This window comes from Pseudomonas sp. TUM25319, assembly GCF_056388475.1.
Genome location: NZ_CM150751.1, coordinates 5754204 through 5778106, shown reverse-complemented (window position 1 = coordinate 5778106; position 23903 = coordinate 5754204). Strand labels below are relative to the sequence as shown.

At 64.1% G+C, this 23903-nt stretch carries 21 protein-coding genes; 8 read left to right on the top strand and 13 right to left on the bottom strand.

Annotated features, from left to right (window positions below):
• Positions 1–167 precede the first annotated feature (167 nt).
• From AC05QJ_RS26040 to AC05QJ_RS26030, 3 genes are read right to left on the bottom strand one after another with little or no spacing between them, the layout of a single operon-like run.
• On the bottom strand, positions 168–1613 hold the full coding sequence (locus AC05QJ_RS26040) for an AdeC/AdeK/OprM family multidrug efflux complex outer membrane factor (protein ID WP_476744107.1): 1446 nt from the start codon (positions 1611–1613) through the stop codon (positions 168–170).
• Positions 1610–4762, bottom strand: coding sequence for a multidrug efflux RND transporter permease subunit TtgB (gene ttgB, locus AC05QJ_RS26035; RefSeq protein ID WP_476744106.1), 3153 nt, complete (start codon positions 4760–4762; stop codon positions 1610–1612). Before ttgB ends, AC05QJ_RS26040 begins: the two co-directional genes overlap by 4 nt.
• A 3-nt stretch (positions 4763–4765) precedes the next feature.
• Positions 4766–5917: an efflux RND transporter periplasmic adaptor subunit gene (locus AC05QJ_RS26030; protein ID WP_476744105.1), complete on the bottom strand. Its 1152-nt coding sequence runs from the start codon at positions 5915–5917 to the stop codon at positions 4766–4768.
• A gap of 264 nt (positions 5918–6181) precedes the next feature.
• On the opposite strand from AC05QJ_RS26030, the gene AC05QJ_RS26025 reads away from it, so the two are divergent.
• Both AC05QJ_RS26025 and AC05QJ_RS26020 read left to right on the top strand, forming a co-directional pair.
• On the top strand, positions 6182–6814 hold the full coding sequence (locus AC05QJ_RS26025; protein ID WP_476744104.1) for a TetR family transcriptional regulator: 633 nt from the start codon (positions 6182–6184) through the stop codon (positions 6812–6814).
• Between the two features lie 157 nt (positions 6815–6971).
• Positions 6972–7856 (top strand): DMT family transporter, encoded by an 885-nt coding sequence (locus tag AC05QJ_RS26020; RefSeq protein ID WP_476744103.1) that lies wholly within the window; start codon positions 6972–6974, stop codon positions 7854–7856.
• Between the two features lies 1 nt (position 7857).
• On the opposite strand, the gene AC05QJ_RS26015 is transcribed toward AC05QJ_RS26020, so the two are convergent.
• The 3 genes from AC05QJ_RS26015 to AC05QJ_RS26005 all read right to left on the bottom strand — a co-directional run bounded on the left by AC05QJ_RS26015 (position 7858) and on the right by AC05QJ_RS26005 (position 10565).
• Positions 7858–9258: an MDR family MFS transporter gene (locus AC05QJ_RS26015; RefSeq protein ID WP_476748009.1), complete on the bottom strand. Its 1401-nt coding sequence runs from the start codon at positions 9256–9258 to the stop codon at positions 7858–7860.
• A 148-nt stretch (positions 9259–9406) separates the two neighbouring features.
• Positions 9407–9580 (bottom strand): hypothetical protein, encoded by a 174-nt coding sequence (locus AC05QJ_RS26010; RefSeq protein WP_476744102.1) that lies wholly within the window; start codon positions 9578–9580, stop codon positions 9407–9409.
• 76 nt (positions 9581–9656) lie between these two features.
• Positions 9657–10565 (bottom strand): LysR family transcriptional regulator, encoded by a 909-nt coding sequence (locus AC05QJ_RS26005; RefSeq protein ID WP_476744101.1) that lies wholly within the window; start codon positions 10563–10565, stop codon positions 9657–9659.
• A gap of 102 nt (positions 10566–10667) precedes the next feature.
• Between AC05QJ_RS26005 and AC05QJ_RS26000 the strand changes: the two genes are divergently transcribed.
• Positions 10668–11552, top strand: coding sequence for an MBL fold metallo-hydrolase (locus tag AC05QJ_RS26000; protein WP_476744100.1), 885 nt, complete (start codon positions 10668–10670; stop codon positions 11550–11552).
• Between the two features lie 28 nt (positions 11553–11580).
• On the top strand, positions 11581–12195 hold the full coding sequence (locus tag AC05QJ_RS25995) for an NAD(P)-dependent oxidoreductase (protein WP_476744099.1): 615 nt from the start codon (positions 11581–11583) through the stop codon (positions 12193–12195).
• 176 nt (positions 12196–12371) lie between these two features.
• Here AC05QJ_RS25995 and AC05QJ_RS25990 read toward each other — a convergent pair whose 3' ends face one another.
• The gene (locus tag AC05QJ_RS25990) at positions 12372–13247 is read right to left on the bottom strand and encodes a LysR substrate-binding domain-containing protein (protein ID WP_476744098.1); all 876 of its coding nucleotides are present in this window, start codon (positions 13245–13247) and stop codon (positions 12372–12374) included.
• 116 nt (positions 13248–13363) lie between these two features.
• Between AC05QJ_RS25990 and AC05QJ_RS25985 the strand changes: the two genes are divergently transcribed.
• Complete coding sequence (locus AC05QJ_RS25985; RefSeq protein WP_476744097.1) at positions 13364–15001, top strand: 5-guanidino-2-oxopentanoate decarboxylase; 1638 nt, start codon at positions 13364–13366, stop codon at positions 14999–15001.
• A 21-nt stretch (positions 15002–15022) separates the two neighbouring features.
• On the opposite strand, the gene AC05QJ_RS25980 is transcribed toward AC05QJ_RS25985, so the two are convergent.
• The gene (locus tag AC05QJ_RS25980; protein ID WP_476744096.1) at positions 15023–15937 is read right to left on the bottom strand and encodes an AraC family transcriptional regulator; all 915 of its coding nucleotides are present in this window, start codon (positions 15935–15937) and stop codon (positions 15023–15025) included.
• 304 nt (positions 15938–16241) lie between these two features.
• Between AC05QJ_RS25980 and AC05QJ_RS25975 the strand changes: the two genes are divergently transcribed.
• A complete protein-coding gene (locus tag AC05QJ_RS25975) occupies positions 16242–16550 on the top strand; it encodes an antibiotic biosynthesis monooxygenase family protein (protein WP_476744095.1) in 309 nt (102 codons plus the stop codon).
• A 39-nt stretch (positions 16551–16589) separates the two neighbouring features.
• Positions 16590–16820 (top strand): hypothetical protein, encoded by a 231-nt coding sequence (locus AC05QJ_RS25970; protein ID WP_476744094.1) that lies wholly within the window; start codon positions 16590–16592, stop codon positions 16818–16820.
• Positions 16821–16827: 7 nt separating this feature from the next.
• Here AC05QJ_RS25970 and AC05QJ_RS25965 read toward each other — a convergent pair whose 3' ends face one another.
• Both AC05QJ_RS25965 and AC05QJ_RS25960 read right to left on the bottom strand, forming a co-directional pair.
• Positions 16828–17433 (bottom strand): flavin reductase family protein, encoded by a 606-nt coding sequence (locus AC05QJ_RS25965; protein WP_476744093.1) that lies wholly within the window; start codon positions 17431–17433, stop codon positions 16828–16830.
• Between the two features lie 117 nt (positions 17434–17550).
• Positions 17551–18033, bottom strand: a complete 483-nt coding sequence (locus tag AC05QJ_RS25960) for a heme utilization protein (RefSeq protein ID WP_476744092.1) — start codon at positions 18031–18033, stop codon at positions 17551–17553.
• A gap of 332 nt (positions 18034–18365) precedes the next feature.
• On the opposite strand from AC05QJ_RS25960, the gene AC05QJ_RS25955 reads away from it, so the two are divergent.
• Complete coding sequence (locus AC05QJ_RS25955; protein ID WP_476744091.1) at positions 18366–19121, top strand: COG4705 family protein; 756 nt, start codon at positions 18366–18368, stop codon at positions 19119–19121.
• A gap of 95 nt (positions 19122–19216) precedes the next feature.
• Here AC05QJ_RS25955 and AC05QJ_RS25950 read toward each other — a convergent pair whose 3' ends face one another.
• The 3 genes from AC05QJ_RS25950 to AC05QJ_RS25940 all read right to left on the bottom strand — a co-directional run bounded on the left by AC05QJ_RS25950 (position 19217) and on the right by AC05QJ_RS25940 (position 23890).
• Entirely contained in the window at positions 19217–20542 is a 1326-nt protein-coding gene (locus AC05QJ_RS25950; protein WP_476744090.1) for an MFS transporter, read from the bottom strand.
• A 262-nt stretch (positions 20543–20804) separates the two neighbouring features.
• Complete coding sequence (locus AC05QJ_RS25945) at positions 20805–22139, bottom strand: sigma-54-dependent transcriptional regulator (RefSeq protein ID WP_476744089.1); 1335 nt, start codon at positions 22137–22139, stop codon at positions 20805–20807.
• Complete coding sequence (locus AC05QJ_RS25940) at positions 22133–23890, bottom strand: ATP-binding protein (protein WP_476744088.1); 1758 nt, start codon at positions 23888–23890, stop codon at positions 22133–22135. The genes AC05QJ_RS25945 and AC05QJ_RS25940 overlap by 7 nt, the downstream gene beginning before the upstream one ends.
• Positions 23891–23903 lie beyond the last annotated feature (13 nt).

Here is a 23903-nt window from a genome sequence, read left to right as displayed (position 1 = left end):
CGATTATCGAACACTAACTGAATGGTTACTTTTGTTTGAGCTGCAAGCGGCAAGAAAAAGCGGATCGGAGTTGTTTGAGGGGACGGTGGGCGGAAAAAGAAAAAGCAGCCCTGATGTGGACTGCTTTTTCTTGCGGCTTATGGCTTACAGCTTGCAGCTCGCTCCGGTCAGTTCGCTGAAGCCTGCTGTCGTTGCGCGTCGCCGGTGCGCTCGTACCAGCCGCCACCGAGGGCCTTGTAGAGGTTGACCTCGCTGACCAGTTGCGACAGCCGGTCGGTGATCAGCGACTGCTGCGCGCTGAACAGGTTGCGCTGGGCGTCGAGGAACACCAGGTTGCTGTCCACGCCGATCCGGTAGCGACGCTCGGCCAGGCGGTAGTAGTCCTGGTTGGCGGCGACCAGGTCGCGCTGGGCCTGCAACTGATCGTTGAAGGTCTGCCGCGCCGCCAGGCCATCGGAGACTTCCTGGAAGGCGGTCTGGATGGTCTTCTCGTACTTGGCGACGTTGATGTCCTTCTGGATCTTCGAGTAGTCCAGGCTGGCCTTGAGGCTGCCGGCGTTGAAGATCGGCAGGTTGATCTGCGGCTGGAACAGCCAGGTGCCGGAACCGCCCTTGAACAGGCCGTCGAGGTCCGGGCTCAGGGTGCCGGCGTTGGCGGTCAGGCTGATGCTCGGGAAGAACGCCGCCCGCGCTGCGCCGATATTGGCGTTGGCCGCCTTGAGCAGGTGCTCGGCTTCCATGATGTCCGGACGCCGGGTCAGCAGGTCCGATGGCAGGCCGGCCGGCATTTCGGCCAGCAGGTCGCCGTCCAGCGGCAGTGCTGCCGGCAGGTTGCCCGGCAGGCCGGCACCGACCAGCAGGGTCAGGCTGTTGAGGTCCTGGGCGACCAGGCGCTGGTACTGCGCCAGTTTGACCCGGGCGCCTTCGACGGCGGTCCGGGCCTGGCTCAGGTCCAGCGCCGAGGCCACGCCAACGTCGCTGCTGCGCTGGGTCAGCTTGAAGCTTTCCTCGTAGGTCTTGAGGGTCTCGCCGGTCAGCTTGAGCAGGGCCTGGTCGGCCTGCCAGGTGTAATAGGCGTTGGCGACGCTGGCCACCAGGGCGATCTGCGTCGAACGGCGCGCCTGCTCGCTGGACAGGTAGGTTTCCAGGGCCTGTTGGGACAGGCTGCGAACCCGGCCGAACAGGTCCAGCTCATAGGCGCTGACGCCGACGGTCGCCGAGTACTGGCTGCTGATGGTCGACTCGCCGGTCTGCGACATGTCCGCTGGCGTGCGCTGGCGCGAGCCGCTGGCCGTGGCAGAGACTGCCGGGAACAGGTCGGCGCGCTGGATACGGTACTGGGCGCGGTAGGCGTCGATGTTCAGTGCCGCGACCCGCAGGTCGCGGTTGTTTTCCAGCGAGCTCTGGATCAGTTGCTGCAGTGCCGGGTCGTGGAAGAACTGGCGCCAGCCTTGCTCGGCCGCAGCCACCTGCGCCGACTCGGTCGGCGAGTACGCAGGGCCCGCCGGCCACTGGGCCGCCACCGGCGACTCAGGGGTCTTGTACTCGGGGATCAGCGAGCATCCGCCCAGGATGAACGCGGTGACCGCCAGGGATATCAGGGACTTGGTCATTGCCCAGCCTCATAGCGTGGAGTTTCAGGTGTGGCGTCCTCTTTCGGCGCTTTGCTGCCGAACCACGACGACACGCTTACGAAGAACAGCGGTACCCAGAAGATGGCCAGGATGGTCGCGGTCAGCATGCCCCCGATCACGCCCGTACCGATAGCGTGCTGGCTGCCCGAACCTGCGCCGCTGGCGATAGCCAAGGGTACTACGCCGAGGATGAAGGCCAGCGAGGTCATGATGATCGGGCGCAGACGCATGCGGCAGGCTTCGATCGCCGCGTCGATCAGGCTGCGGCCCTGCTCGTGCAGTTCCTTGGCGAACTCGACGATGAGGATCGCGTTCTTCGCCGCCAGACCGATGGTGGTCAACAGGCCCACCTGGAAGTACACGTCGTTGGACAACCCGCGCAGGCTGGTGGCCAGCAGCGCACCGATGATCCCCAGTGGCACCACCAGCATGACCGCGATCGGGATCGACCAGCTTTCATACAGTGCGGCCAGGCAGAGGAACACCATCAGCAGCGACAGGGCATACAGTGCCGGCGCCTGGGAGCCCGACAGGCGCTCCTCGTAGGACAGGCCGGTCCAGGAGTAGCCGATACCGTCCGGCAGTTGCGCGATCAGGCGTTCGACTTCGGCCATGGCTTCACCGGTACTGTAGCCGGGCGCCGGTGCACCGAGGATTTCCACCGCTTCGACGCCGTTGTAGCGCGACAGCTTGGGCGAACCGTAGATCCATTCGCCCTTGGCGAAGGACGAGAACGGCACCATCTCGCCGGCTGCGTTGCGTACGTACCACTTCTGCAGGTCTTCCGGGCTCATCCGCGACGAGGCTTCGCCCTGGATGTACACCTTCTTGACCCGGCCGCGGTCGATGAAGTCGTTGACGTAGCTGGCACCGAGAGCGATCGACAGGGTGTTGTTGATATCGGAGATGGTCACGCCCAGGGCACTGGCGCGCTCGTCATCGACGGTCAACTGGTACTGCGGTTCGTCGTTCAGGCCGTTCGGGCGCACTGCCGAGAGGATCTTGCTCTGCGCGGCCAGGCCGAGGAACTGGTTGCGCGCTTCCATCAGCTTGTTGTGGCCGACGCCGGCACGGTCCTGCAGGAACACGTCGAAACCGGTGGCGTTACCCAGCTCCAGTACTGCAGGCGGGGCGAAGGCGAACACCATGGCGTCGCGGAAGCTGAAGAAGTGCTGTTGGGCGCGGGCCGCCAGGTTGAACACGTTGTTCTCGGCGGAGCGCTCGCCCCACGGCTTGAGCATGATGAAGGCCATACCCGAGCTCTGACCACGGCCGGCGAAGTTGAAGCCGGTCACGGTGAACACCGAAGCCACGGTATCGGCTTCCTTGTCCAGCAGGTATTCGCGCATCTGGTCGACCACCACCTGGGTCCGCTCGGCGCTTGAGCCGGCCGGGGTCTGCACCTGGGCGAACAGTACGCCCTGGTCTTCTTCGGGCAGGAACGCGGTCGGGATACGGGTGAACAGCCAGACCATGCCCACCACGATCAGCAGGTAGGCCAGCAGATACGGCGCCTTGCGGCGCAGCATGTTGCCTACGCCACGCTCGTAGCTGCGTACGCTGCGGTCGAAGTTGCGGTTGAACCAGCCGAAGAAGCCGCCCTTGGCGGTGTGGTGCTCGCCCTTTTTCAGCGGTTTGAGCATGGTGGCGCACAGCGCCGGGGTGAAGATCAGCGCCACCAGTACCGACAGGGCCATGGCCGAGACGATGGTGATGGAGAACTGCTTGTAGATCACCCCGGTGGAGCCGCCGAAGAATGCCATTGGCAGCAGTACCGCCGAGAGCACGAGGGCGATACCCACCAGTGCGCCCTGGATCTGGCCCATGGACTTCTTGGTGGCTTCCTTGGGTGACAGTCCCTCTTCGGACATCACCCGCTCGACGTTTTCCACCACGACGATGGCGTCGTCCACCAGCAAGCCGATGGCCAGCACCATGCCGAACATGGTCAGGGTGTTGATGCTGAAACCGGCCGCCGCGAGGATGCCGAAGGTACCCAGCAAGACCACCGGCACCGTCATGGTGGTGATCACCGTGGCGCGGAAGTTCTGCAGGAACAGGTACATCACCAGGAACACCAGCACGATCGCTTCGATCAGGGTGTGGATCACACCGCTGATGGATTCGGTCACCACCGGCGTGGTGTCGTACGGGAACACGGCCTTCATGCCTGGCGGGAAGAAGGGCTCGAGGTCGGAAATGGTCTTGCGCAGCGCCTTGGCGGTATCCAGGGCGTTGGCGCCAGTGGCCAGTTTCACCGCCAGACCGGACGCCGGCTTGCCGTTGAACTGGGCGCTGACCGCGTAGTTTTCACCCCCCAGGCCGACGCGGGCAACGTCGCCCAGGCGCACTTGCGAACCGTCGCGGTTGACCTTGAGCAGGATCTTCTCGAACTGCTCGGCGGTCTGCAGGCGGGTCTTGCCGATGATGGTGGCGTTCAGTTGCTGGCCGGGCAGGGCGGGCAGGCCGCCGAGCTGACCGGAAGACACCTGGACGTTCTGCGCGGCGACCGCGGTTTTCACGTCAACCGGGGTCAGCTGGTACTTGTTCAGCTTGGCCGGATCGAGCCAGATACGCATGGCGTACTGGGCACCGAACACCTGGAAGTCACCGACGCCCGCGGTCCGCGAGATCGGGTCCTGCATGTTGGAGACGATGTAGTTGGCCAGGTCGTCCTTGGTCATGCTGCCGTCTTCGGACACCAGACCGATCACCAGCAGGAAGTTCTTCACAGCCTTGGTCACACGGATACCCTGTTGCTGCACTTCTTGCGGCAGCAGCGGGGTGGCCAGGTTCAGCTTGTTCTGGACCTGGACCTGTGCGGTGTCAGGGTTGGTGCCCTGCTCGAAGGTGGCGGTGATGGTCATGCTGCCGTCGGAGTTACTTTCCGACGAGACATAACGCAGGTTGTCGATACCGTTGAGCTGCTGCTCGATCACCTGGACCACGGTGTCCTGCACGGTCTGCGCGGAGGCGCCCGGGTAGGTCACGGCGATGGCGATCGCAGGTGGCGCGATGCTCGGGTACTGGTTGATCGGCAATTTGAGGATCGACAGCGCGCCGACCAGCATGATCACCAGGGCGATCACCCAGGCGAAGATCGGGCGATCGATAAAGAATCTCGACATGGTTTACTCCCCTTTGGCCCCTGCGGTCGCGGCACTGGCCTGGGTTGGCTGGGCAGGCTTGACGTTGGTCGCTTCGCTGACCTTCACCTCGGCGCCTGGCTTGACGTACTGCAGGCCTTCGGTGATCAGGCGGTCGCCTGGATTCAGGCCTTCCTCGATCAGCCAGTCGTTGCCGACGGTGCGGCTGGCCTTGAGCTGGCGCAGCTCGACCTTGTTCTCCTGGTTGACCACCAGCGCGGTCGGGGTGCCCTTGAGGTCACGGGTCACGCCTTGTTGCGGGGCGAGAATGGCGGTTTCGTTGACGCCGGCAGCGAGGCGGGCGTGGACGAACATGCCCGGCAGCAGGTTGTGCTCGGGGTTGGGGAACACGGCGCGCAGGGTCACGGAACCGGTGGTTTCGTCCACCGACACTTCGGAGAACTCGAGGCGACCTTCCTGGGCGTAGTTGCTGCCGTCTTCCAGCTTCAGGGTGACCTTGGCGGCGTTGTCGCCGACCTTCTGCAGCTTGCCGGTTTCCAGTTCGCGACGCAGTTTCAGCAGCTCGGCCGAGGACTGGGTGACGTCGACGTAGATCGGGTCCAGTTGCTGGATGGTCGCCATGGCGGTGGTCTGGCCGTTGCTGACCAGTGCGCCTTCGGTGACCGCCGAACGGCCGATGCGGCCGCTGATCGGGGCCAGTACCTTGGTGTAGCGCAGGTCGATCTCGGCGCTCTTCAGCGTGGCCTCGGCTTGCAAACGTTTGGCCTGGGCATCGTCGTATTCCTGGCGGCTGACCGCCTGCTCGCTGACCAGTTGCTTGTAGCGATCGGACAGGGACTTGGTCGATTGCAGGTTGGCCTTGGCGCTGGCCAGGGTTGCTTCATACACCGACGGGTCGATCTGATAGAGCTGCTGGCCTTCCTTCACCTCGCTGCCTTCCTTGAACAGGCGCTTGAGGATGATGCCGTTGACCTGCGGACGCACCTCCGCCACCCGGAACGCGATGGTGCGGCCTGGCAGATCGGAGACGAGGGTATAGGGTTGGGCCTGGAGGGTGACGACGCCGACCTGAGGAATCTGCGCCACGGGCGCCGCTTCTTCCTTTTTACAGCCGCTGAGCAGTGTTGCCAGGGCGACGGCGGAAACCAGAGCGGTAACAGCTGGCTTGAATTGCATGAAGATCCTCGGGTCAGAAAGAGCTGAAGACGCTCAAGAGTAATGGAAAACTGGGTGTCGGAAAAAACACTTCCGGCTGGATAAGTAGCATGCTAAGGAATATACTTACATTCATGCTTGTTTGTAAACACCCGTTACCTTGTCCTCCCCATGGTGCAAGGCGCGAAAATAGAACATCCGGAAGGCGGCTCCACCCAGGTCGCACCGGCTCTGAAACCGGCCGCCCAACGCAGGCGCCCGGCCTTTTGATGAGGTTGTACTGCCATGGTCCGTCGAACCAAAGAGGAAGCACAGGAAACCCGTAACCAGATCCTCGAAGCTGCGGAAAAAGCCTTTTACAAACGCGGTATCGCGCGTACCACCCTTGCCGACATCGCTGAACTGGCCGGTGTGACGCGGGGTGCCATCTATTGGCATTTCGACAACAAGGCCGAACTGGTCCAGGCCCTGCTCGACAGCCTGCAAGAGCCGCTGGATGCGCTGTCCCAGGCCAGCGAAAGCGAGGATGAGCCCGACCCGCTCGGCTGCATGCGCCAATTGCTGGTGCAGTTGATGCACCACATGGCGAGCGACCCGAAGACGCGGCGTATCAATGAAATCCTTCATCACAAATGCGAATTCACCGATGAGATGTGCGAGATCCGCGTCCAGCGCCAGAACGCGGTGATCGATTGCCACGAACGCATCACCCGCTCGCTGGGCAACGCCATCAAACGCGGGCAGTTGCCGGCCGATACCAACCCGGAGCACGCGGCGCTGGCCATCTTCGCCTACATCGACGGGCTGATCCGGCGCTGGCTGCTGCTGCCGGACAGTTTCGACCTGTTGAACGATGCCGAGCGCTGGGCCGATGCAGGGCTGGACATGCTGCGCTTGAGCCCTGCACTGCGCAATTGAGGTTTTGTGAGCATTTGTGAATCTTTGTATTTCCAGTTGCGTTGAGTTGTTTCCGACACCGGGCTGAGCAAGAATCAGCCCGGCGTTCTTATTATGTGCGCTGGCGAACGCGTAGATACTTAGCTGGCTAATTAAATATTTTTCATCGAGTCCGGACATGACCGCGCAGACCCCCAGCTTCAAAGGTGCCGATCAACCGCTGCGGGGGATCGCCCTGATCTGTCTGGCGGTACTGCTGTTTGCCAGTCACGATGCGTTGTCCAAGTACTTGTCCGGTTTCTATCCGATCGTGATGGTGGTGTGGGCGCGCTATGTGGTGCACACGCTGCTGATGCTGGTGGTGTTCGTGCCCCGTACCGGGCTGTCGGCGGTGGTGCGTACCCGCCGGCCGCTGCTGCAACTGGCCCGGGCCTTGTGCCTGATCGGCACCAGCCTGCTGTTCACCACGGGCCTGCGCTATATCCCGTTGGCCGAAGCCACGGCGGTCAACTTCCTCGCGCCGCTGATGGTCACCGCGCTGTCGGTGCCGCTGCTGGGCGAGCGGGTCAGTCGCGGCCAGTGGATCGCGGTGCTGGCCGGCTTCGTCGGGGTGCTGATCGTGATCCGTCCGGGCGGTGCGCTGTTCACCCCGGCGATCCTGCTGCCGCTGGGCTCGGCCTTCTGCTTCGGCTGCTATCAGTTGCTCACTCGCAAGCTCAGCACCACCGACAGCCCGACCACCAGCAACTTCCTCACCGGCATCTTCAACAGCCTGATCATGACCGCCCTGGTGCCGTTCTTCTGGACCGTGCCGAGCTTCGGTCATGCGCTGTTCATGCTGGGCCTCGGCACCTGCGGGATGCTCGGCCACATGCTCCTGACCCAGGCCTTCAAGCACGCCGCCCCGGCGATGCTGGCGCCGTTCAGCTATGGGCAGATCCTGTTCGCCGGGATGTTCGGCTATCTGATCTTCGACCACAGCCCCGATGCCTATGGCGTGGTCGGTATCACCGTCATCTGTCTCAGCGGCCTGGCCGTGGCCTGGGTGCAGCGCCGTCGCTGACTCAGTGCCCGCGCAACTCACGGTTGGGTAGCGCCAGCGCTGCCGCCAGGCCCAGCAGCGAGATAGCCGCGCTGCCCAGCAGCAGGTTGCGGAAGGTGATGGAAAGCTCCGCCTGTACCGCCAGCGTCGCTTCGCCTGTGCGCAGGCTGCCCAGCAAGGCTTCGCCGGCCAGGGCGTAGCCACCGTCCTGCAGCATTGCCAGCAACAGCGCCGACATCAGCGCCACGCCCACCGCGCCACCGAGGGAGCGGAACAGGTTGGTGGTGCTGGTGGCGACGCCGATATCCTGTGGCTGCACCGCGCTTTGCGCCGCCACCAGCGAGGTGGGGAACTGCGCGCCGCCGGCAATCCCGGTGAGGAGCATGAACAGGCCGCTGAGCAGGCCGGAGGAGGGCGGGCTGAAGGCCATGCCGGCGATGGCCAGCGGCATCAGCACGCTGCCGAAGAGGATCTGCGGCTTGAAACGTCCGGTGAGGTTGGTCAGGCGGCCGGCGCAATAGGCTCCGATCGGCAATCCCATGGCCAGCGGCAACAGATGCAGCGCGGCGCTGTCCGCTCCGGCGCCGGTGATGCTCTGGTAACGCAGCGGCATCAGCATGGTCAGGGAAATGGACTGGAAACTGGTGAAGAAGATGGCGCACCAGCACAGCACCGCGACCCGGTTGCCGAACAGTTTCAGTGGCAGCAGTGGCTCCGGTGCCCGGCGTTCGTAGAACACGAACAGAACGAGCCCGAAGACGCCGGTTGCGAACAAGGCCAGCACCGCCTCGCCGTGCCACGCATAGCCCTGGCCGACCAGGGTGATGGCCAGCAGCAGGGCGGTGAGCCCAAGAATCAACAGCAGTGCGCCGGGATAATCCACCCGGGCCTCGCGTTGCGGCGTCGCCAGGCCGCGCAGGCTGTTGCGGGTCACCCACCAGGCGGTCAGGCCCAGCGGCAGGTTCAGCCAGAACACCCAGCGCCACGACAGGTACTCGGTCAGCAGCCCGCCCAGCACCGGACCGGCAACGCTGGCGGCGGCGTACATGCTGCTGAAATAACCCTGGTAGCGCCCGCGTTCCCGTGGCGGCACCAGGTCGCCGAGGATCGCCTGGCTGACCGACACCATGCCGCCGGCACCGATACCCTGCAGCACCCGCGCCAGCACCAGTTGCTCCATGTTCTGGGCGGCGGCGCAGAACACCGAGGCGAGGGTGAAGATCGCGGTGCCGGAGAGAATCATCCGTCGCCGGCCATACAGGTCACCGAGCTTGCCGTAGATCGGCGTGGCGACGGTCATCGCCACCATATAGCCGGAGATCACCCAGGCCAGCAGGCCGACATCATTGAACTGTGCGGAAATCGCCGGCATCGACACGGCGATGATGGTCTGGTCGAGGGCGCCGAGGAAAATCGCCAGCATCAGGGCGACCAGAACGGTACGAATGGCGGGTTGCGGGGTGTTCGGCTGGTTCACGGACGGCTCGGTTCAGTGGGCTTCAGCGCTGACTTGCCAGCGATGAAGCCAGAATGATGTAACCGAGTCTATCCGATAGCTTGCTAAGCGTCTGCTACCTCAAGGCACTCAAGGTCGCCGTATGCGGCACGCAGTGATCGAGGCTGCAACTGGCGGCCGACCAGGGTTGATTGCGTGCCTGCTCCACCCGCCACGCGGCCGTGGCGTACAGCCCCATGACGGCGGCGATGGTCATGACAATGGCGCATTTTCTTGTTTTCACGCCCATGATGCGGACCTCCTGCATCAACACATGCGGTTACTCGCATGCTGTTACAAGGATAGTCCAGCATCCCGAAGCCCGCTCAGGGCAGGGCCTGGTCCCACTCCGGGTGGTCGGTGAAACGTTCGGCGAGGAAGTCCAGCATGCTGCGCAGCGTGGCCGGCATGTGCTTGCGCGAGGTGTACACGGCGTTGAGGTCGAGGGTCATGGGTCTGGCTTCGGGCAGCAGGCGGATCAGTTCGCCGCTGCGCAGTTTTTCCGCCGCCAGGTAGGTCGGCAGCATGGCGATACCGGCGCCGGCCAGGGTTGCCTGTTGCAGCGTCAGGGCCTCGTTGGCGCTGATATTGCCGTGCACCGGCACGGCGATGCTTTCACCCGCCACTTCGAAATGCCACAGGCTGCGGCCGAAATAGGAGTGGGTCAGACAGTTATGCCCGCTCAGGTCTTCTACCCGGCTAGGCGTCGGGTGGCGGCGCAGGTAGTCCGGTGACGCGCAGATCACCGAATGACAGACACTCAGGCGCCGGGCAATCAGGTTGGGATCGATGTCGTTGCTGGTGCGGATGGCCAGGTCGATGCGCTCGTCCACCAGGTTGACGGTGCGGTCGAGCATCTGCAGATCGACCTTTACCAACGGATAACGCCGGACGTACTCGGTCACCGCATCCACCAGTTGTGCCTGGCCGAACGAGGTACTTACGCTGATGCGCAATTCGCCTCGCGGCGCTTCGTCCGGAGCACTGACCACCGCTTGCAGGTCGCCAGCCAGCTCCAGCATCTGCCGACAGCGTGGCAGCACCTCGTTACCAGCGGCGGTCAGGCTCAGCTTGCGCGTGGTGCGCTGCATCAGCCGGGCGCCGACCCAGTTTTCCAGGTCGGCCAGATAGCGCGAGATGACAGGGCGCGACATGTCCAGATGGTCGGCGGCGGCGGACTGGCTGCCCAGATCCACCACCGTGACGAACACCCGCATTGCAGTGAGGCGGTCCATGATGTGCACGATTTCCGAAACAAACTATGTCCAAGCATCGCATTTTTTGCGTCGAATCGCGCAACTAAGCTGTGAGCCATTGTCCCTCACAGGAATTGCCCGATGCTCCGTTTTCTGTCCTTGCGCCGTCTGTTGCCGGCCCTGTTCACGCTGTTTTGGGTCGCCCGTGCCGCTGCCGCGCCGGCGCCGCTGGAACTGACCGTCTACAACCCCGGCACCGCTGCGCTGTTCCCGGTCAGCTCGGTGATCGTCAGCGGTCAGCACGATGCCATTCTGGTCGACGCCCAGTTCGGCAAGGCCCAGGCCCAGCAGGTGGTGGAGAAACTCCGCGCCAGCGGCAAGCAGCTCACCACCATCTATATCAGTCACGGTGACCCGGACTACTACTTCGGCCTCGACACCCTGGTCAGCGCCTTCCCCAAGGCTCGCGTAGTCGCCACGGCACCGACGGTGGAGCACATCAGGAAGACCATGGATGCCAAGCTGGCCTACTGGGGCCCGCAGATGGGGGCCGACAAACCGCAACGGCTGATCATTCCCGAGGTCTTGAAAGGTGACCGGCTGACCCTGGAAGGCCAGGCCCTGCAGGTGATCGGCCTCGATGGCCCGCAACCGGACCGCAGCGTGGTGTGGATTCCGTCGATCAAGGCGGTGGTGGGCGGCATCCTGGTGACCGAGGGGCTGCATGTGTGGATGACCGACACCCAGACCGCGCAATCCCACGCCGACTGGCTCATCGGCCTGAAACGTATCGAAGACCTGCAGCCGGTCACCGTGGTGCCGGGACACTATCTGGGCAAGAACAGCGGCTCCCTGGACGCCGTGCGCTTTACTGCCAGCTACATCCGCGCCTTCGATGAAGAAAGCGCCCGCACCGCCAACGCCGCCGAGCTGATCGCGGCGATGAAGAAACGTTACCCGGACCTGGCCGAGGAAAGCTCTCTGGAGCTGGGGGCCAAGGTCGCCAAGGGCGAAATGAAGTGGTAAGTCGTTCAATCCTGATCGGAGGTTTTTCATGAGCAAGATCGCAATCATCGGCGCGACCGGCCGTGCTGGCAGTGAACTGCTGGAAGAGGCCCTGCGCCGTGGTCACAGCGTCACCGCCATCGCCCGTGATCCGGCCAAGCTGCAAGGCCGCGCCGGGGTCACCCCGGTGGCACTGGACATCAAGGATGCCGCGGCGCTGGAAAAAGCCCTGGCGGGCAACGACGTGGTGCTGAGCGCGGCGCGCTTCGACGGCATCCCGGCGCAGACGCTGCTGGGCCCGGCGAAAAAGGCCGGCGTGAAGCGGGTTCTGGTGGTCGGTGGTGCGGGCAGCCTGCTGTTGCCGGATGACTCGCGGGTTATCGACAGCCCGGACTTCCCCGAAGCCTACAAGGCAGAAGCCAACGCTGGCGCGGTGTACCTGCAGACGCTGAAGCAGGAGCAGGATCTGGACTGGACCTTCCTCTCGCCGTCGGCGGAGTTCGTTGAAGGACCGCGCACTGGCAGCTACAAGCTGGGCAAGGATCACCTGCTGATCGGTGCCGATGGCAAGAGCTGGATCACCTTTGCCGACTACGCCATCGCCTTGCTGGATGAGGTCGAGAAGCCGGCGCATTCGCGGCAGCGTTTCACTGTCGGGTACTGATCGCTCGTCAGCACAGATCCAGGTAGGAGCGGCTTCAGCCGCGATTGGCCGCGCAGCGGCCATAAAACCTGAGTTCCGGGTATTCCAGATGAGTCGCGGATTCAGGTTTTACGACGGCTGCGCCGCCGATCGCGGCTCAAGCCGCTCCTACGGGGTCGCAAGTGATCGGTAGTAAGCTAGCGATTGTCCGCCTGTTCTCCCAGCCATTCGAACAGTTCCAGCAATCCCTGGCCCGCCGCTCTCTCCGGCCGAACCAGGTAATATGCCTTCCCTGTCCCGACCCGCAACCCGAACGGCGTCACCAGCCGTCCACTCGCCAGATCCTCGCCAATCAACGCCCAGTCGCCGATTGCCACGCCGGTGCCCTGCGAAGCCATGGCCATCGCCATGTCCAGGGTCTCGAAGTGTTGGCGCTTGCCCTGGACCTGCGGGTTGGCGCCTGCCGCTTCCAGCCAGGTCTGCCAGTCCCGCTCGTCACGCGCCGGGTGCAGCAGCATGTGCCGGGACAGGTCCGCTACCTCCTTGAGCGGCACGCTCCCCGCCAGCACCTGCGGCGAACACACGGGCGTCAGTTGTTCATCGAACAGCTTCAGCGTCAGCACGCCCTCGGGCTCGCCGCCATAGACCACCGCCGCGTCGAAGCCTTCACGACGAAAGTCCACGCCGTGCAGCAGGGTGGTGGTCAGCTCTACCGGGACATCCGGGCGCAAGGTCTGCCATTCCATCAGCCGTGGCAGCAACCAGCGCATCACGCAGCTCGGCGCCTTGAGCTGCAGGGTTTTCCCCGGTTCGCCGATGCTCTGCATGCCTTCCTCGACCAGGGCGAACATCTGCTCTACCCGTGGCAGCCACGCCTGCCCTTCGCGGGTCAGGCTCAGGCCACGGGCCTGACGGACGAACAGCGGGTAGCCGAGGTGTTCTTCCAGCCCGGCGATCTGCCGGCTCACCGCGCCTTGGGTCAGGTGCAACTGCTGCGCCGCATGGGTGAAGTTGCAGCACTGGGCGGTGACCAGGAAGGTGTGCAGGGCGGGGAGGGGAGGAAGTCGTTTCATTGGAGATAAGCCATGATCTGGGCGCATGGCTAGTATGAGGAAGTTTGCATTGTGCCGGTAGCGGCCCGGCGGTCCAATTGAGCCCTGTTCCAACAACAAACGACAGGCGAACGAAAATGGCGACGTGCGGCGAAGTGCTGGTGAAACTCCTTGAAAACTATGGCGTGGATCATGTCTTCGGCATCCCGGGCGTGCATACCGTGGAGCTTTACCGTGGCCTGGCCGCCTCGACGATCCGCCACATCACCCCGCGCCACGAGCAGGGCGCCGGCTTCATGGCCGACGGCTACTCGCGCACCCGTGGCAAGCCGGGGGTGTGCTTCATCATCACCGGCCCCGGCATGACCAACATCACCACCGCCATGGGCCAGGCCTACGCCGACTCGATCCCGATGCTGGTGATTTCCAGCGTGCAGTCGCGCAATGCCCTGGGCGGCGGTCGCGGCAAGCTGCACGAGCTGCCGGCGCAGAGTGACCTGGTGGCGGGCGTCGCTGCGTTCTCTCATACCCTGATGAGCGCCGACGATCTGCCTGCGGTACTGGCCCGGGCCTTCGCGGTGTTCGAAGGTGCACGGCCGCGCCCGGTGCATATCGAGATTCCGCTGGATGTGATCGTCGAAGACGCCGATCACCTGCTCGCCAGCGAGCCGGTGCGCGTGGCCCGTGCGGGCGCGGCGCCGTCCACCGTGGCGAAGATGGCCGGATTGCTGGCCGGTGCGCGTCGTCCGCTGATTCTCGCCGGTGGCGGCGCCATCGATGCCGCCACCTCGCTGACCCGCCTCGCCGAATACCTGCAGGCCCCCACCGCGCTGACCATCAACGCCAAGGGCATGCTGCCGTCGGGCCACCCCCTGTTGATCGGCTCGACCCAGTCGCTGGTGGCGACCCGGGAGCTGGTGCGCGAGGCCGACGTGGTGCTGGCCATCGGCACTGAGCTTGCCGAGACCGATTACGACGTGACCTTCAAGGGCGGTTTCGAGATTCCGGGCACCTTGCTGCGCATCGACATCGACCCTGACCAGACCGTGCGCAACTACCCGCCGAAGCTGGCCCTGGTGGCCGACGCCCGCGAAGCCAGCGATGCACTGTTGCTGGCGCTGGCCGAACACCCTGCGCCCGTGCGTGGCAATGACTGGGGCCCGGCCCGTGCTGCGCGGCTGCGTGAAACCCTGGCGGGGCAGTGGGATGCGGCGACGCAGGCACAGACCCTGTTCCTGCGTACCATTCTTGGCGCACTGCCGGATGCGGTACTGGTGGGCGACTCGACCCAGCCGGTGTACACCGGCAACCTCACGCTCGACCTGGATCATCCGCGCCGCTGGTTCAACGCCTCCACCGGTTACGGCACCCTCGGCTATGCCTTGCCGGCGGCCACGGGTGCGTGGCTGGGCAGCGCCGAGGATCCGCAACAGCGGCTGCCGGCGGTGTGCCTGATCGGTGACGGCGGCATCCAGTTCACCCTGCCGGAACTGGCCAGCGCGGTGGAGGCGCAGGTACCGCTGATCGTGCTGCTGTGGAACAACCAGGGCTACGAAGAGATCAAGCGCTACATGGTCAACCGCGACATCGAACCGGTGGGTGTGGATATCCACACGCCGGACTTCCTCACCATTGCCAAGGGTTTCGGCTGTGCCACCGAAGCGGTCAGCGATGTGGAACCGCTGCGCCAGGCGCTGCTCAAGGCTCGCGAGCGCAAGGGGCCGACGGTGATCGAGATCGATCAGCGGCAGTGGACGGAGACGGTGCTGGGCTGATTCCGCTGGCAGCGCGCGCAGTTACAGCGCGCTGCGCAACCGTGCCATATCCCGCAGCGGCGGCGCGCCGTACAGCCGGCTGTATTCCCGGCTGAATTGCGACGGGCTTTCATAACCCACCCGATAGCCCGCCACCGCCGCCTCCAGCCCGTCGTTGAACATCAGCCGACGGGCTTCCTGCAGGCGTAACTGCTTCTGGTACTGCAGCGGGCTCATGGACGTCACCGCCTTGAAGCGGTGGTGCAGGGCCGAGACGCTGAGGTTCACTTCCCGCGCCAGATCCTCGATGCGCAGCGGCTTGTCGTAATGATCGTTGAGCCACTGGATCGCCTGGCAGACCCGATGGGTCTGGCTGTTGGACATGGCGATTTCGTACAAGCGGTGCCCCTGTTGCCCGCGTAGCAGGCGGTAGAGAATCTCCCGGCGGATCAGCGGTGCCAGCACCGGGATGTCCTTCGGTGTCTCCAGCAGGCGAATCAGGCGCAGCAGCGCATCCAGCAACGCCAGGTCCAGACGCTCCACGTACAGGCCACGCCCCGAGGCGGCGGGCACGCCCATGGGGCCGGCACCGCCGATCAGGTTGTTGATTTCCGCCGGATCGATATCCAGGCGAATCCCCAGGCTCGGGCTTTCCGGGCTGGCATCGAGGTAGACGCCGCTGATCGGCATCGCCACCGACACCACCATGTAGTGCAGCGGGTCATAGACATAGCGCTCATCGCCCAGATGCACCGCCTTGCTGCCCTGGGCGAGGATGCACAGGGCCGGTTGCGCGAGGGTGGGCATCGAACGGATGTTTTCCTCGTGACGCACGAGAAACAGGCCATTGATTGCCGATGATTGCAGGGCGTCCGTGCCGGCGTGCTTGCAGACCAGGTCGGCCAGGGCCTGGCGCAGGGATTCGAGAGCGGGATCGAGCGGTGTGGGGGATGACATGGTCGGATTTCCTCGGCGGACGGATGCAGCATAGGTTTGTGCAAGTACGTCCGCTAGCCGAAAGCTGTCGTCTTCTTGCCCGATCCTGCCGGATGGCCGGTATTGTCACCAAAATGAAGCGTTTGCCTTTGCCTGATGGGCTCGCGACCAAGCCCGTGTGCACTCGGGTGATGCGTGAGGGTAAACGGGTGGTCGTGCAGGATCAGGCAATTTGCCGACAGCATTCGCCTAACGCCGTCGCGGCCGGAGCAGTAGCCTTGGCAGCCTGGCAGTTTCCCTCTGGCCGTCTACAGGAGCATCGCACATGACGTCATCTCAACCGGTCAGCCATCTGTCCTTCGTGCGCGCCAGCGCGGGACGTTCCGCCGAGCTGGGCGAACGGCTCCGGCAGTTGCTCGAACCCAGCCGGCGAACCCCGGGCTGCCTGGGGTTCAGCCTGCAACGCTCCACCTGTGACGCCGACCTGTGGCTGCTCAGCAGCCAGTGGTGCGATCAGGCGGCCATGAGTGGCTACTTCAACTCGCCGGATCTGCAATTGTTCGGCGAACTGGTGCAGGCGCGGGTGCTGGCCAGCCTTGATCTGCACACCTTCAGCGAGCCGAACGCGGGTTAGAATGGCCGCCTCTTTCGCAACGGTGTGGATGTAACGGTCATGGCACGCAGAGTATTCGTGGGTTTTGAGGCGGTATCGGCGGTGGTGCCCGGCGAGGGCGGTTACAGTGCTGCCATTGCTGTGAAGGGCCTGGGTGCCACGGGCGCTCCGCGCTTTCACAAAGTGCTGCCAGAGCAGACCTTCAAGACCGCCCTGGCCGCCGACGAAGCAGCCTGCGCGGAGCTTGAGCGCCTGAGCGGCGTCAACGCTGACGCCGAACTGGTCTGGTAAGCGTGGTTCAGAGCTGCGGGCGGCGCATCTGGAACAGGTTGCCCAGCTCGAAATAATCCGCCGGGCCACCGCCACGCAGGATGGGTTCGGCGGCGGCGGTGTCGTAGATGCCGTCCTTCAGCAGATGCTCGGCGATATGCACCGCCACCACTTCTCCAAGAATCAGCCAGCTCGGCACCAGAGCCTGGTCGGCCCGCTGCAGTTGCACGATCTGGCTGACCTTGCATTCGAACGACACCGGGCTTTCCTGCACCCGCGGCACGGCAATTACCCGTGAGGCGGCCGGGGTCAGTTGGCTCAGGGCAAATTCGTCGACCTCCGGTGGTACTGCCGCGCAGCTCTGGTTCATCGCCTCGGCCAAGGGGCGGGTGGCGAGGTTCCAGGCGAATTCGCCGGTCTGCTCGATATTGTTCAGGCTGTCTTTGCGCCCGACGCTGCAGAAACCGATGATCGGCGGGATGTAGTTGAAGGCGTTGAAGAAGCTGTAGGGCGCCAGGTTCAGGCGGCCTTGAGGGTCCTGGGTCGAGATCCAGCCGATCGGGCGCGGGCCGACGATGGCATTGAAAGGATCGTGGGGCAGGCCGTGGCCTTTTGCGGGTTCGTAGTAGTACATCGGTCGGGCCTTGTGGGCGGATACACGGAAGAAAGGCTCCCAGTGTGCCAATTGCCGCGGTCCCTGAAAACGATTAAGCCCGGCCGAAGCCGGGCTGTGAGGAGAAGGCTTCAGCCATTAGCTGAAGCGATGGCCTTGGGTACGGTCATAGCCGTCTTCGGCGAATTTGGCACCGCCAGTGCGGTCGTAACCGTCTTCGGCGAATTTGGCACCGCCAGTGCGGTCGTAACCGTCTTCGGCGAATTTGGCACCGCCAGTGCGGTCGTAACCGTCTTCGGCGAATTTGGCACCGGCAGTGCGGTCGTAACCGTCTTCTGCGAATTTGGCGCCGCCGGTGCGGTCGTAGCCGTCTTCGGCGAATTTGGCGCCGCCGGTGCGGTCGTAGCCGTCTTCGGCGAATTTGGCGCCGCCGGTGCGGTCGTAGCCGTCTTCGGCGAATTTGGCACTGCCGGTGTGATCGTAACCGTCAGCGGCGACTGCGGCCGACTGCGCCTGGGGCTGGGCGAAGCTGTTGCTGTGGGTGCGATCAAAGCCGTCGGCGGCGAAAGCGTTGGCAGTCAGAACCGAGAAGGCCAGGGTCAGGATCAGTTTGCTTTTCATGGTCGTTGCTCCGGGGTAGTGAGGGGTTGCTTGTTTCTATGGGTTTGATGCTACGCCGATTAATTTGATTAAAAAGCGCAAAAATCAGGCTATAAAAATCGATTTATTCGATTTGATAGCCCGCAGCCAACCCATTTCCACATCACGGACCGCTCTGCGTCAGGGCTTTTGTGCCGCGTGGCTATCCGTTACCCATAGCCTGTGCTCGCCGGGTTATGTCGCGATTAACGAGGCTGTACAGACGCTGAACGCTTTTTTCATTTTGCGCCGACCTCTTTTTCATCGCCGTTTGAGCAGTCTCTGCCGCACTTGCCCTCCGGAGCCTCGAACCGATGAACAAACTCCCCCAGATCACCCTGGCGTTCTGGATCATGAAGATCTGCGCCACCACCCTCGGCGAGACAGCGGGCGACCTGCTGTCCATGACCCTCGGTGTCGGTTATGCGCTGAGCTCGGTCATCCTGATCAGTCTGTTCCTGGTCACGCTGGTGACTCAGTTGTTTTCCCGGCGTTATCACCCGGTGCTGTACTGGCTGGTGATCCTGTCTACCAGCACTGCCGGTACCACCATGTCGGACTTCATGGACCGCACCCTGGGCCTCGGCTACGCCACCGGCTCGGCGGTCCTGATTGCGATCCTGGCGTTGACCTTCGCCCTCTGGCGCCTGAGCGGCGACCCGCTCAACGTCAACGCCATCAGCACGCGTCGTACCGAGTTGTTCTATTGGGTGGCGATCCTGTTCTCCAACACCCTGGGCACCGCGCTGGGCGACTACCTGGCCGACGATTCGGGCCTGGGCTTCGCCGGTGGTGCCCTGCTGATTGGCGCGGCTATCGGCCTGGTGGTGGTGGCGCGTTACTGGACGCGGATTTCCGGCGTGCTGCTGTTCTGGATCGCCTTCGTTCTGACCCGCCCGTTCGGTGCGACACTGGGGGATTTCCTGACCAAGCCTCATGAAAAGGGCGGCCTGGACTTTGGCACCGTGGGCTCATCGGCGGTGCTGGGCGCGATCTTGCTGGGGTTCGTTCTGATGGCTTATCACTTCAATCGGCGGGAGCAGCAGGTGCGGGTGGGCGAACTCACCTGACGCTTGTAGCGCTTGCAGTTTCGTTTCGCGCAAACAAAAGCCCCCGGTCTTTCGGCCGGGGGCTTTGTCTTTTCACGGTCTGATGCGTTGCGCTATCAGTCGGTGACGATCCGCGAGTGCTTCTGAGTGTCCTTCATGAACACGTAGACCAGCAGCGAGCAGGCGATACAGGCGGTGACGTACCAGTAGTAGCCGGTTTCCATGCCCATGTCCTTGAACTTCAGGGCGACGTATTCGGCGGTGCCGCCGAAGATCGAGACGGTCAGGGCGTATGGCAGGCCGACGCCCAGGGCGCGGATTTCGGTGGGGAAGAGTTCGGCTTTGACCACGGCGTTGATCGAGGTGTAGCCGCTGACGATGATCAGCGCCCCCATGATCAGGAAGAACGCACCCCAGAAGCTGTCGATGGTGTGCAGGGTGGTCAGGATCGGTACGGTGAAGATGGTGCCCAGAACACCGAAGGCGATCAGGATCGGGCGCCGGCCGATCTTGTCGGAGAGGCCGCCGATCACCGGCTGCAGGCACATGAACAGGAACAGCGTGCCTGCCGAGATCATGGTCGAGTCAACGATTTCCATGCCCACCGTGTTGACCAGGTATTTCTGCATGTAGGTGGTGTAGGTGTAGAAGGCCAGGGTGCCGCCCATGGTCAGGCCGACCACGGTGGCGAGTTCCTTGGGGTGGCGCAGCAGGGTGCGCATCGTGCTCTCTTTGGCTTTCGGCTTTTCCTTCTGGGTGAAGGAGGCGGTTTCTTCCATGCCGCGGCGCAGGTACAGGGCGACCACCGCACACAGTGCGCCGATCACGAAGGGTACGCGCCAGCCCCAGTCGTAGAGCTGTTCGGGGGACAGGTTCCGCTGCAGGATGATCAGCACGGCGAGGGCGATGAGCTGGCCGGAGATCAGGGTCACGTACTGGAAGCTGGAGAAGAACCCGCGACGTTCCTTGGTCGCCATCTCGCTGAGGTAGGTGGCCGAGGTGCCGTATTCGCCACCCACCGACAGGCCCTGCATCAGGCGGGCGATGACCAGCAGGATCGGCGCGGCGACGCCGATGGTCTCGTAGCTCGGGGTCAGGGCGATGACCAGCGAGCCGAAGCACATCAGCAGGACCGAGGCCATCAGCGCGGCCTTGCGGCCCTTGCGGTCGGCATAGAGGCCCATCAGCCAGCCGCCGATCGGACGCATCAGGAAGCCCACGGCGAAGATCGCGGCAGTGTTGAGCAGTTGTGCAGTGGTGTCGCCGGCCGGGAAGAAGGCCTTGGAGAAGTACAGGGAGAATGCGGCGTAGACGTACCAGTCGTACCACTCGACCATGTTGCCGACCGATCCGCTGAAGATCGACTTGAGACGGCTGGAGGTGGTCTTTGCCGCTGCGGGCGCGGCGGCCGCCCCAGCAGGCAGGGAGGAGGAGTTATCCATCTGACGTAACCTTCAATGTTGTTTTTGTGAAGCGCGTCGAAACGCAGCCTGGCGTGGCTATAGCAGGAGCTGTGCCAGCCACCGCGCAGCTGACTGGCCAGCTCCCGCAAGCGCCTTGGGAAGCCCGGAAACAGAGGCCTTCCGCGAACCTGTGGGAGCTGGCTTGCCAGCGATAGCGCCAGAGCAAACAACAAGGATGAACAGTCTGATGAGCGGAAATCCGCTTATCTGGAAATCGGTCTGAGCAGGAATTCGCCGAGTCCTACAAGCGATCGATAAAGTCTTCGCGGACCAGTCCGTGGCGCTGCATTTTCTCGTTGAGGGTACGCCGCGGCAGTTGCAGTTCTTCCATGACGGCCTTGATTTCGCCCCTGTGCCGGCGTAGTGCGCTGCGCAGGCAATTGGCTTCGAAGGCTTCGGTCTGCGCGGCGAGGGACTGGCCCGGCTCCACCTGCACCGCCTGCGGTTCGGCCAGGCCGAGGGCATGGCGCTCGGCGGCGTTGGCCAGTTCGCGAACGTTGCCGGGCCAGTCGTGGCCGAGCAACTGGCCCAGTTGCGCGACGCTCACGGGCGGCGCAGTGCGGCCGAGGTTCTGCGCAGCGCGGCGGGCGAAGTGTTCGAACAGCAGCGGGATGTCCTCGCGCCGTTCGCGCAGCGGCGCCAGGTGCAGCTCGGCGATGTTCAGGCGGTAGGCGAGGTCTTCGCGAAAGCGTCCGGCGCGAGCCTCTTCGAGCAGGTCAGGCTTGGTTGCGGCGACGATGCGCAGGTCCACGGTGATGCTCTGGTTGGCGCCCAGGCGCTCCAGCTTGCGCTCCTGGATCACCCGCAGCAGCTTGGCCTGCTGGGCCAGGGGCATGCTTTCGATTTCGTCGAGAAAGACCGTACCGCCATTGGCGTATTCCAGCTTGCCGACGCGCTTGCCCTGGGCGCCGGTGAAGGCGCCGCTTTCATGGCCGAAGAGCTCGGTCTCGAACAATTGCTCGGGGATCGCCGCGCAGTTGAGCGCGACAAAGGGCCTGGCCGCACGCGGGCCGAAGTCGTGCAGGCAGCGCGCGACCTGTTCCTTGCCGCTGCCGGTTTCCCCGCGGATCAGCACGTTGACCGGCAGTGCCGCCAGCTCCAGCACCTGGCGCCGCAGTCGCTGCATGCCCTGGGTCATGCCCAGCAGGGTGGCTTCGAGACGGGTCTTGAGATCGGCCTGTTCGTGCAGGCGGCGGTTTTCCAGCACCAGCCGGCGTTTTTCCAGGGCCCGGTGCAGGCTGCCCATCAGGGCTTCCGGGCTGAAAGGCTTTTCGAGGAAGTCGTAGGCGCCGTTGCGCATGGCGTCCACAGCCATGGGCACGTCGCCGTGGCCGGTTAGCATGATCACCGGCAGGTCGGCATCACGGCGCTGCAGCTCGGCCAGCAGTTGCAGACCGTCCATGCCGGGCATGCGCACATCGCTGAGGATCACCCCTGGAAAGTGCGTCGGCAGACTGGCCAGGCATTCATCGGCGCGGCTGAACAGCTGCACCTCGAAGCCCGAGAGGCTCAGCCATTGCTCAACGGCACTACGGATACTGGCTTCATCGTCGACGACAATCACCGAATTCAACATACAGGCTCCGGATCGCGGGGAAGGGTGAAGCTGAAGCGGGCACCACCTGGCTGGTTGTCCACCCGCAGGCGACTGCCGGCCTCGTGGATGATGCCATAGGAGATCGCCAGGCCCAGGCCCAGTCCTTCACCCACCGGCTTGGTGGTGAAGAACGGGTCGAAGACGTTGCCCAGGTGTTCCTCGGCAATACCGCCGCCGCTGTCCAGCACACTCAGGCGCCAGCCTTCGTCTTCGCATTCGATGCGGATCTCCAGGCGACGGAAACTCTTGCCGGTCATGGCATCGAGGGCATTGTGCAGCAGGTTGATCAGCACCTGTTCCAGGCGAATCGCATCGCCACGGACCCAGGCCGGGCGAGCCAGGTACAGGGCGGTGCTGACGCCCTCGGCGCGAATCCGCGCATCGAGCAACTGCAAGGCATGATCGACCACGGTGGCCAGGTCGAGACGTTCGCGCAGGCCGCTGGGGCTGTTGCGGGCGAAGGTCTTTAGGTGGCCGGTGAGCGAGGCCATGCGCGTGAGCATCTGCTCCAGCGGTTGCAGGGCCTGCCTGGCGTCATCGATGCGGTCGTGGTCGAGCAGCAGGCGCAGCGAGGCCAGTTGCATGCGTTGGGTGGTCAGCGGTTGATTGAGCTCATGGGCCAGGGCCGCAGACATCTGTCCCAGCGCCGCCAGCTTGGTGGATTGCACCAGGCCTTCCTGGGCGGTGCGCAGGTCGCGGGTGCGCTCTTCCACCAGGCGTTCCAGCTCTTCGCGGCTGCGTTGACGCAGGCGGGCCAGACGCAGGCGCTGGCTGACGAACAGGGCGGCGAACACCAGGGTCAACCAGATCGCGGCTGCCGCCAGTGCCGCATTGCGTCCGCCGTCACCGGCCTGTGGCTGGCGCAGCAGATGCAGGGTCCAGCCTTCGCTTTCCAGCGGCAGGCTCTCCCACAGGTAATCGACATTGCCTGTCGGTCCCTGGACGCGCACCAGATGGCTGTTGTCGGCGAAGCGGTCGAGCACCTGGCGCTTCAGTGGAACGAGGGCCTGTTTGTCGTACTGGCGGGTCTGTTCCAGCTCATTGAAGTCGTGGGCCGACAGGCTGTTCAGCTCGCGGTAGCGCCAGCCGTCCTGGTTGGCGATGAAGATGATGCCCCGTGAGTCGCTGACCAGCAGGATGTCGTTGCCTTGGCGCCACTCCCGTTCCAGCTCGGGAAACTCCAGCTTGACTACCATGGCGCCGAGGAAGCGCTGGTCGTCATCCTTCACGGCGCTGGACAGGAAATAGCCGGGTATGCCGCTGGTCACGCCCACCGCATAGAAGCGACCGGTGCCCTGGCTGCGGGTCTGCTTGAAGTAGGGACGAAAACTGTAGTTGTTGCCGACATACGTGCTGGGCAGGCGCCAGTTGCTGGCGGCCACCGCCAGGCCGGTCTGGTCGAGCAGTTCCAGGGTCGAACAATTGGCCGCGCCATTGATGCGTTCCAGCTTGCGGTTGAGCTGGTCCTGGGTGGTGGCATCCACCGGGCCGCGCAGCGCGGCGATCAGTTCAGGGTCAAGGGCAAGCACCGCAGGCAGAGCGCGGTAGCGTTCGATCAGGGTATGCAGCGAGGTGGCGTACAGGCCCAGTTGCTGCCGGGCACGTTCGGCGTCATCGGCCAGCCCCTGGCGCTGGGCATGCTGCATGGCCAGGGCGGCGGCGATGACGGTGCCGGCGGTGATCAGCAAGAGGATCAGGCCGAGACGCAGGGTGCGAAAGGAGAGAACCATGGGAATCCATCCG

Coding starts and splice junctions, on each gene's coding strand:
- AC05QJ_RS25940 (WP_476744088.1), bottom strand. CDS start 23,890: ATGGTTCTCTCCTTTCGCACCCTGCGTCTCGGCCTGATCCTCTTGCTG.
- AC05QJ_RS26000 (WP_476744100.1), top strand. CDS start 10,668: ATGCTCCGTTTTCTGTCCTTGCGCCGTCTGTTGCCGGCCCTGTTCACG.
- AC05QJ_RS26015 (WP_476748009.1), bottom strand. CDS start 9,258: ATGCTGGCGATTTTCCTCGGCGCCCTCGACCAGACCATCATCGCCGTG.
- AC05QJ_RS26010 (WP_476744102.1), bottom strand. CDS start 9,580: ATGGGCGTGAAAACAAGAAAATGCGCCATTGTCATGACCATCGCCGCC.
- AC05QJ_RS25990 (WP_476744098.1), bottom strand. CDS start 13,247: ATGAAACGACTTCCTCCCCTCCCCGCCCTGCACACCTTCCTGGTCACC.
- AC05QJ_RS25955 (WP_476744091.1), top strand. CDS start 18,366: ATGAACAAACTCCCCCAGATCACCCTGGCGTTCTGGATCATGAAGATC.
- AC05QJ_RS25950 (WP_476744090.1), bottom strand. CDS start 20,542: ATGGATAACTCCTCCTCCCTGCCTGCTGGGGCGGCCGCCGCGCCCGCA.
- AC05QJ_RS25975 (WP_476744095.1), top strand. CDS start 16,242: ATGACGTCATCTCAACCGGTCAGCCATCTGTCCTTCGTGCGCGCCAGC.
- ttgB (WP_476744106.1), bottom strand. CDS start 4,762: ATGTCGAGATTCTTTATCGATCGCCCGATCTTCGCCTGGGTGATCGCC.
- AC05QJ_RS25985 (WP_476744097.1), top strand. CDS start 13,364: ATGGCGACGTGCGGCGAAGTGCTGGTGAAACTCCTTGAAAACTATGGC.
- AC05QJ_RS26025 (WP_476744104.1), top strand. CDS start 6,182: ATGGTCCGTCGAACCAAAGAGGAAGCACAGGAAACCCGTAACCAGATC.
- AC05QJ_RS25945 (WP_476744089.1), bottom strand. CDS start 22,139: ATGTTGAATTCGGTGATTGTCGTCGACGATGAAGCCAGTATCCGTAGT.
- AC05QJ_RS25965 (WP_476744093.1), bottom strand. CDS start 17,433: ATGTACTACTACGAACCCGCAAAAGGCCACGGCCTGCCCCACGATCCT.
- AC05QJ_RS26040 (WP_476744107.1), bottom strand. CDS start 1,613: ATGACCAAGTCCCTGATATCCCTGGCGGTCACCGCGTTCATCCTGGGC.
- AC05QJ_RS25960 (WP_476744092.1), bottom strand. CDS start 18,033: ATGAAAAGCAAACTGATCCTGACCCTGGCCTTCTCGGTTCTGACTGCC.
- AC05QJ_RS25980 (WP_476744096.1), bottom strand. CDS start 15,937: ATGTCATCCCCCACACCGCTCGATCCCGCTCTCGAATCCCTGCGCCAG.
- AC05QJ_RS26030 (WP_476744105.1), bottom strand. CDS start 5,917: ATGCAATTCAAGCCAGCTGTTACCGCTCTGGTTTCCGCCGTCGCCCTG.
- AC05QJ_RS25970 (WP_476744094.1), top strand. CDS start 16,590: ATGGCACGCAGAGTATTCGTGGGTTTTGAGGCGGTATCGGCGGTGGTG.
- AC05QJ_RS25995 (WP_476744099.1), top strand. CDS start 11,581: ATGAGCAAGATCGCAATCATCGGCGCGACCGGCCGTGCTGGCAGTGAA.
- AC05QJ_RS26005 (WP_476744101.1), bottom strand. CDS start 10,565: ATGGACCGCCTCACTGCAATGCGGGTGTTCGTCACGGTGGTGGATCTG.
- AC05QJ_RS26020 (WP_476744103.1), top strand. CDS start 6,972: ATGACCGCGCAGACCCCCAGCTTCAAAGGTGCCGATCAACCGCTGCGG.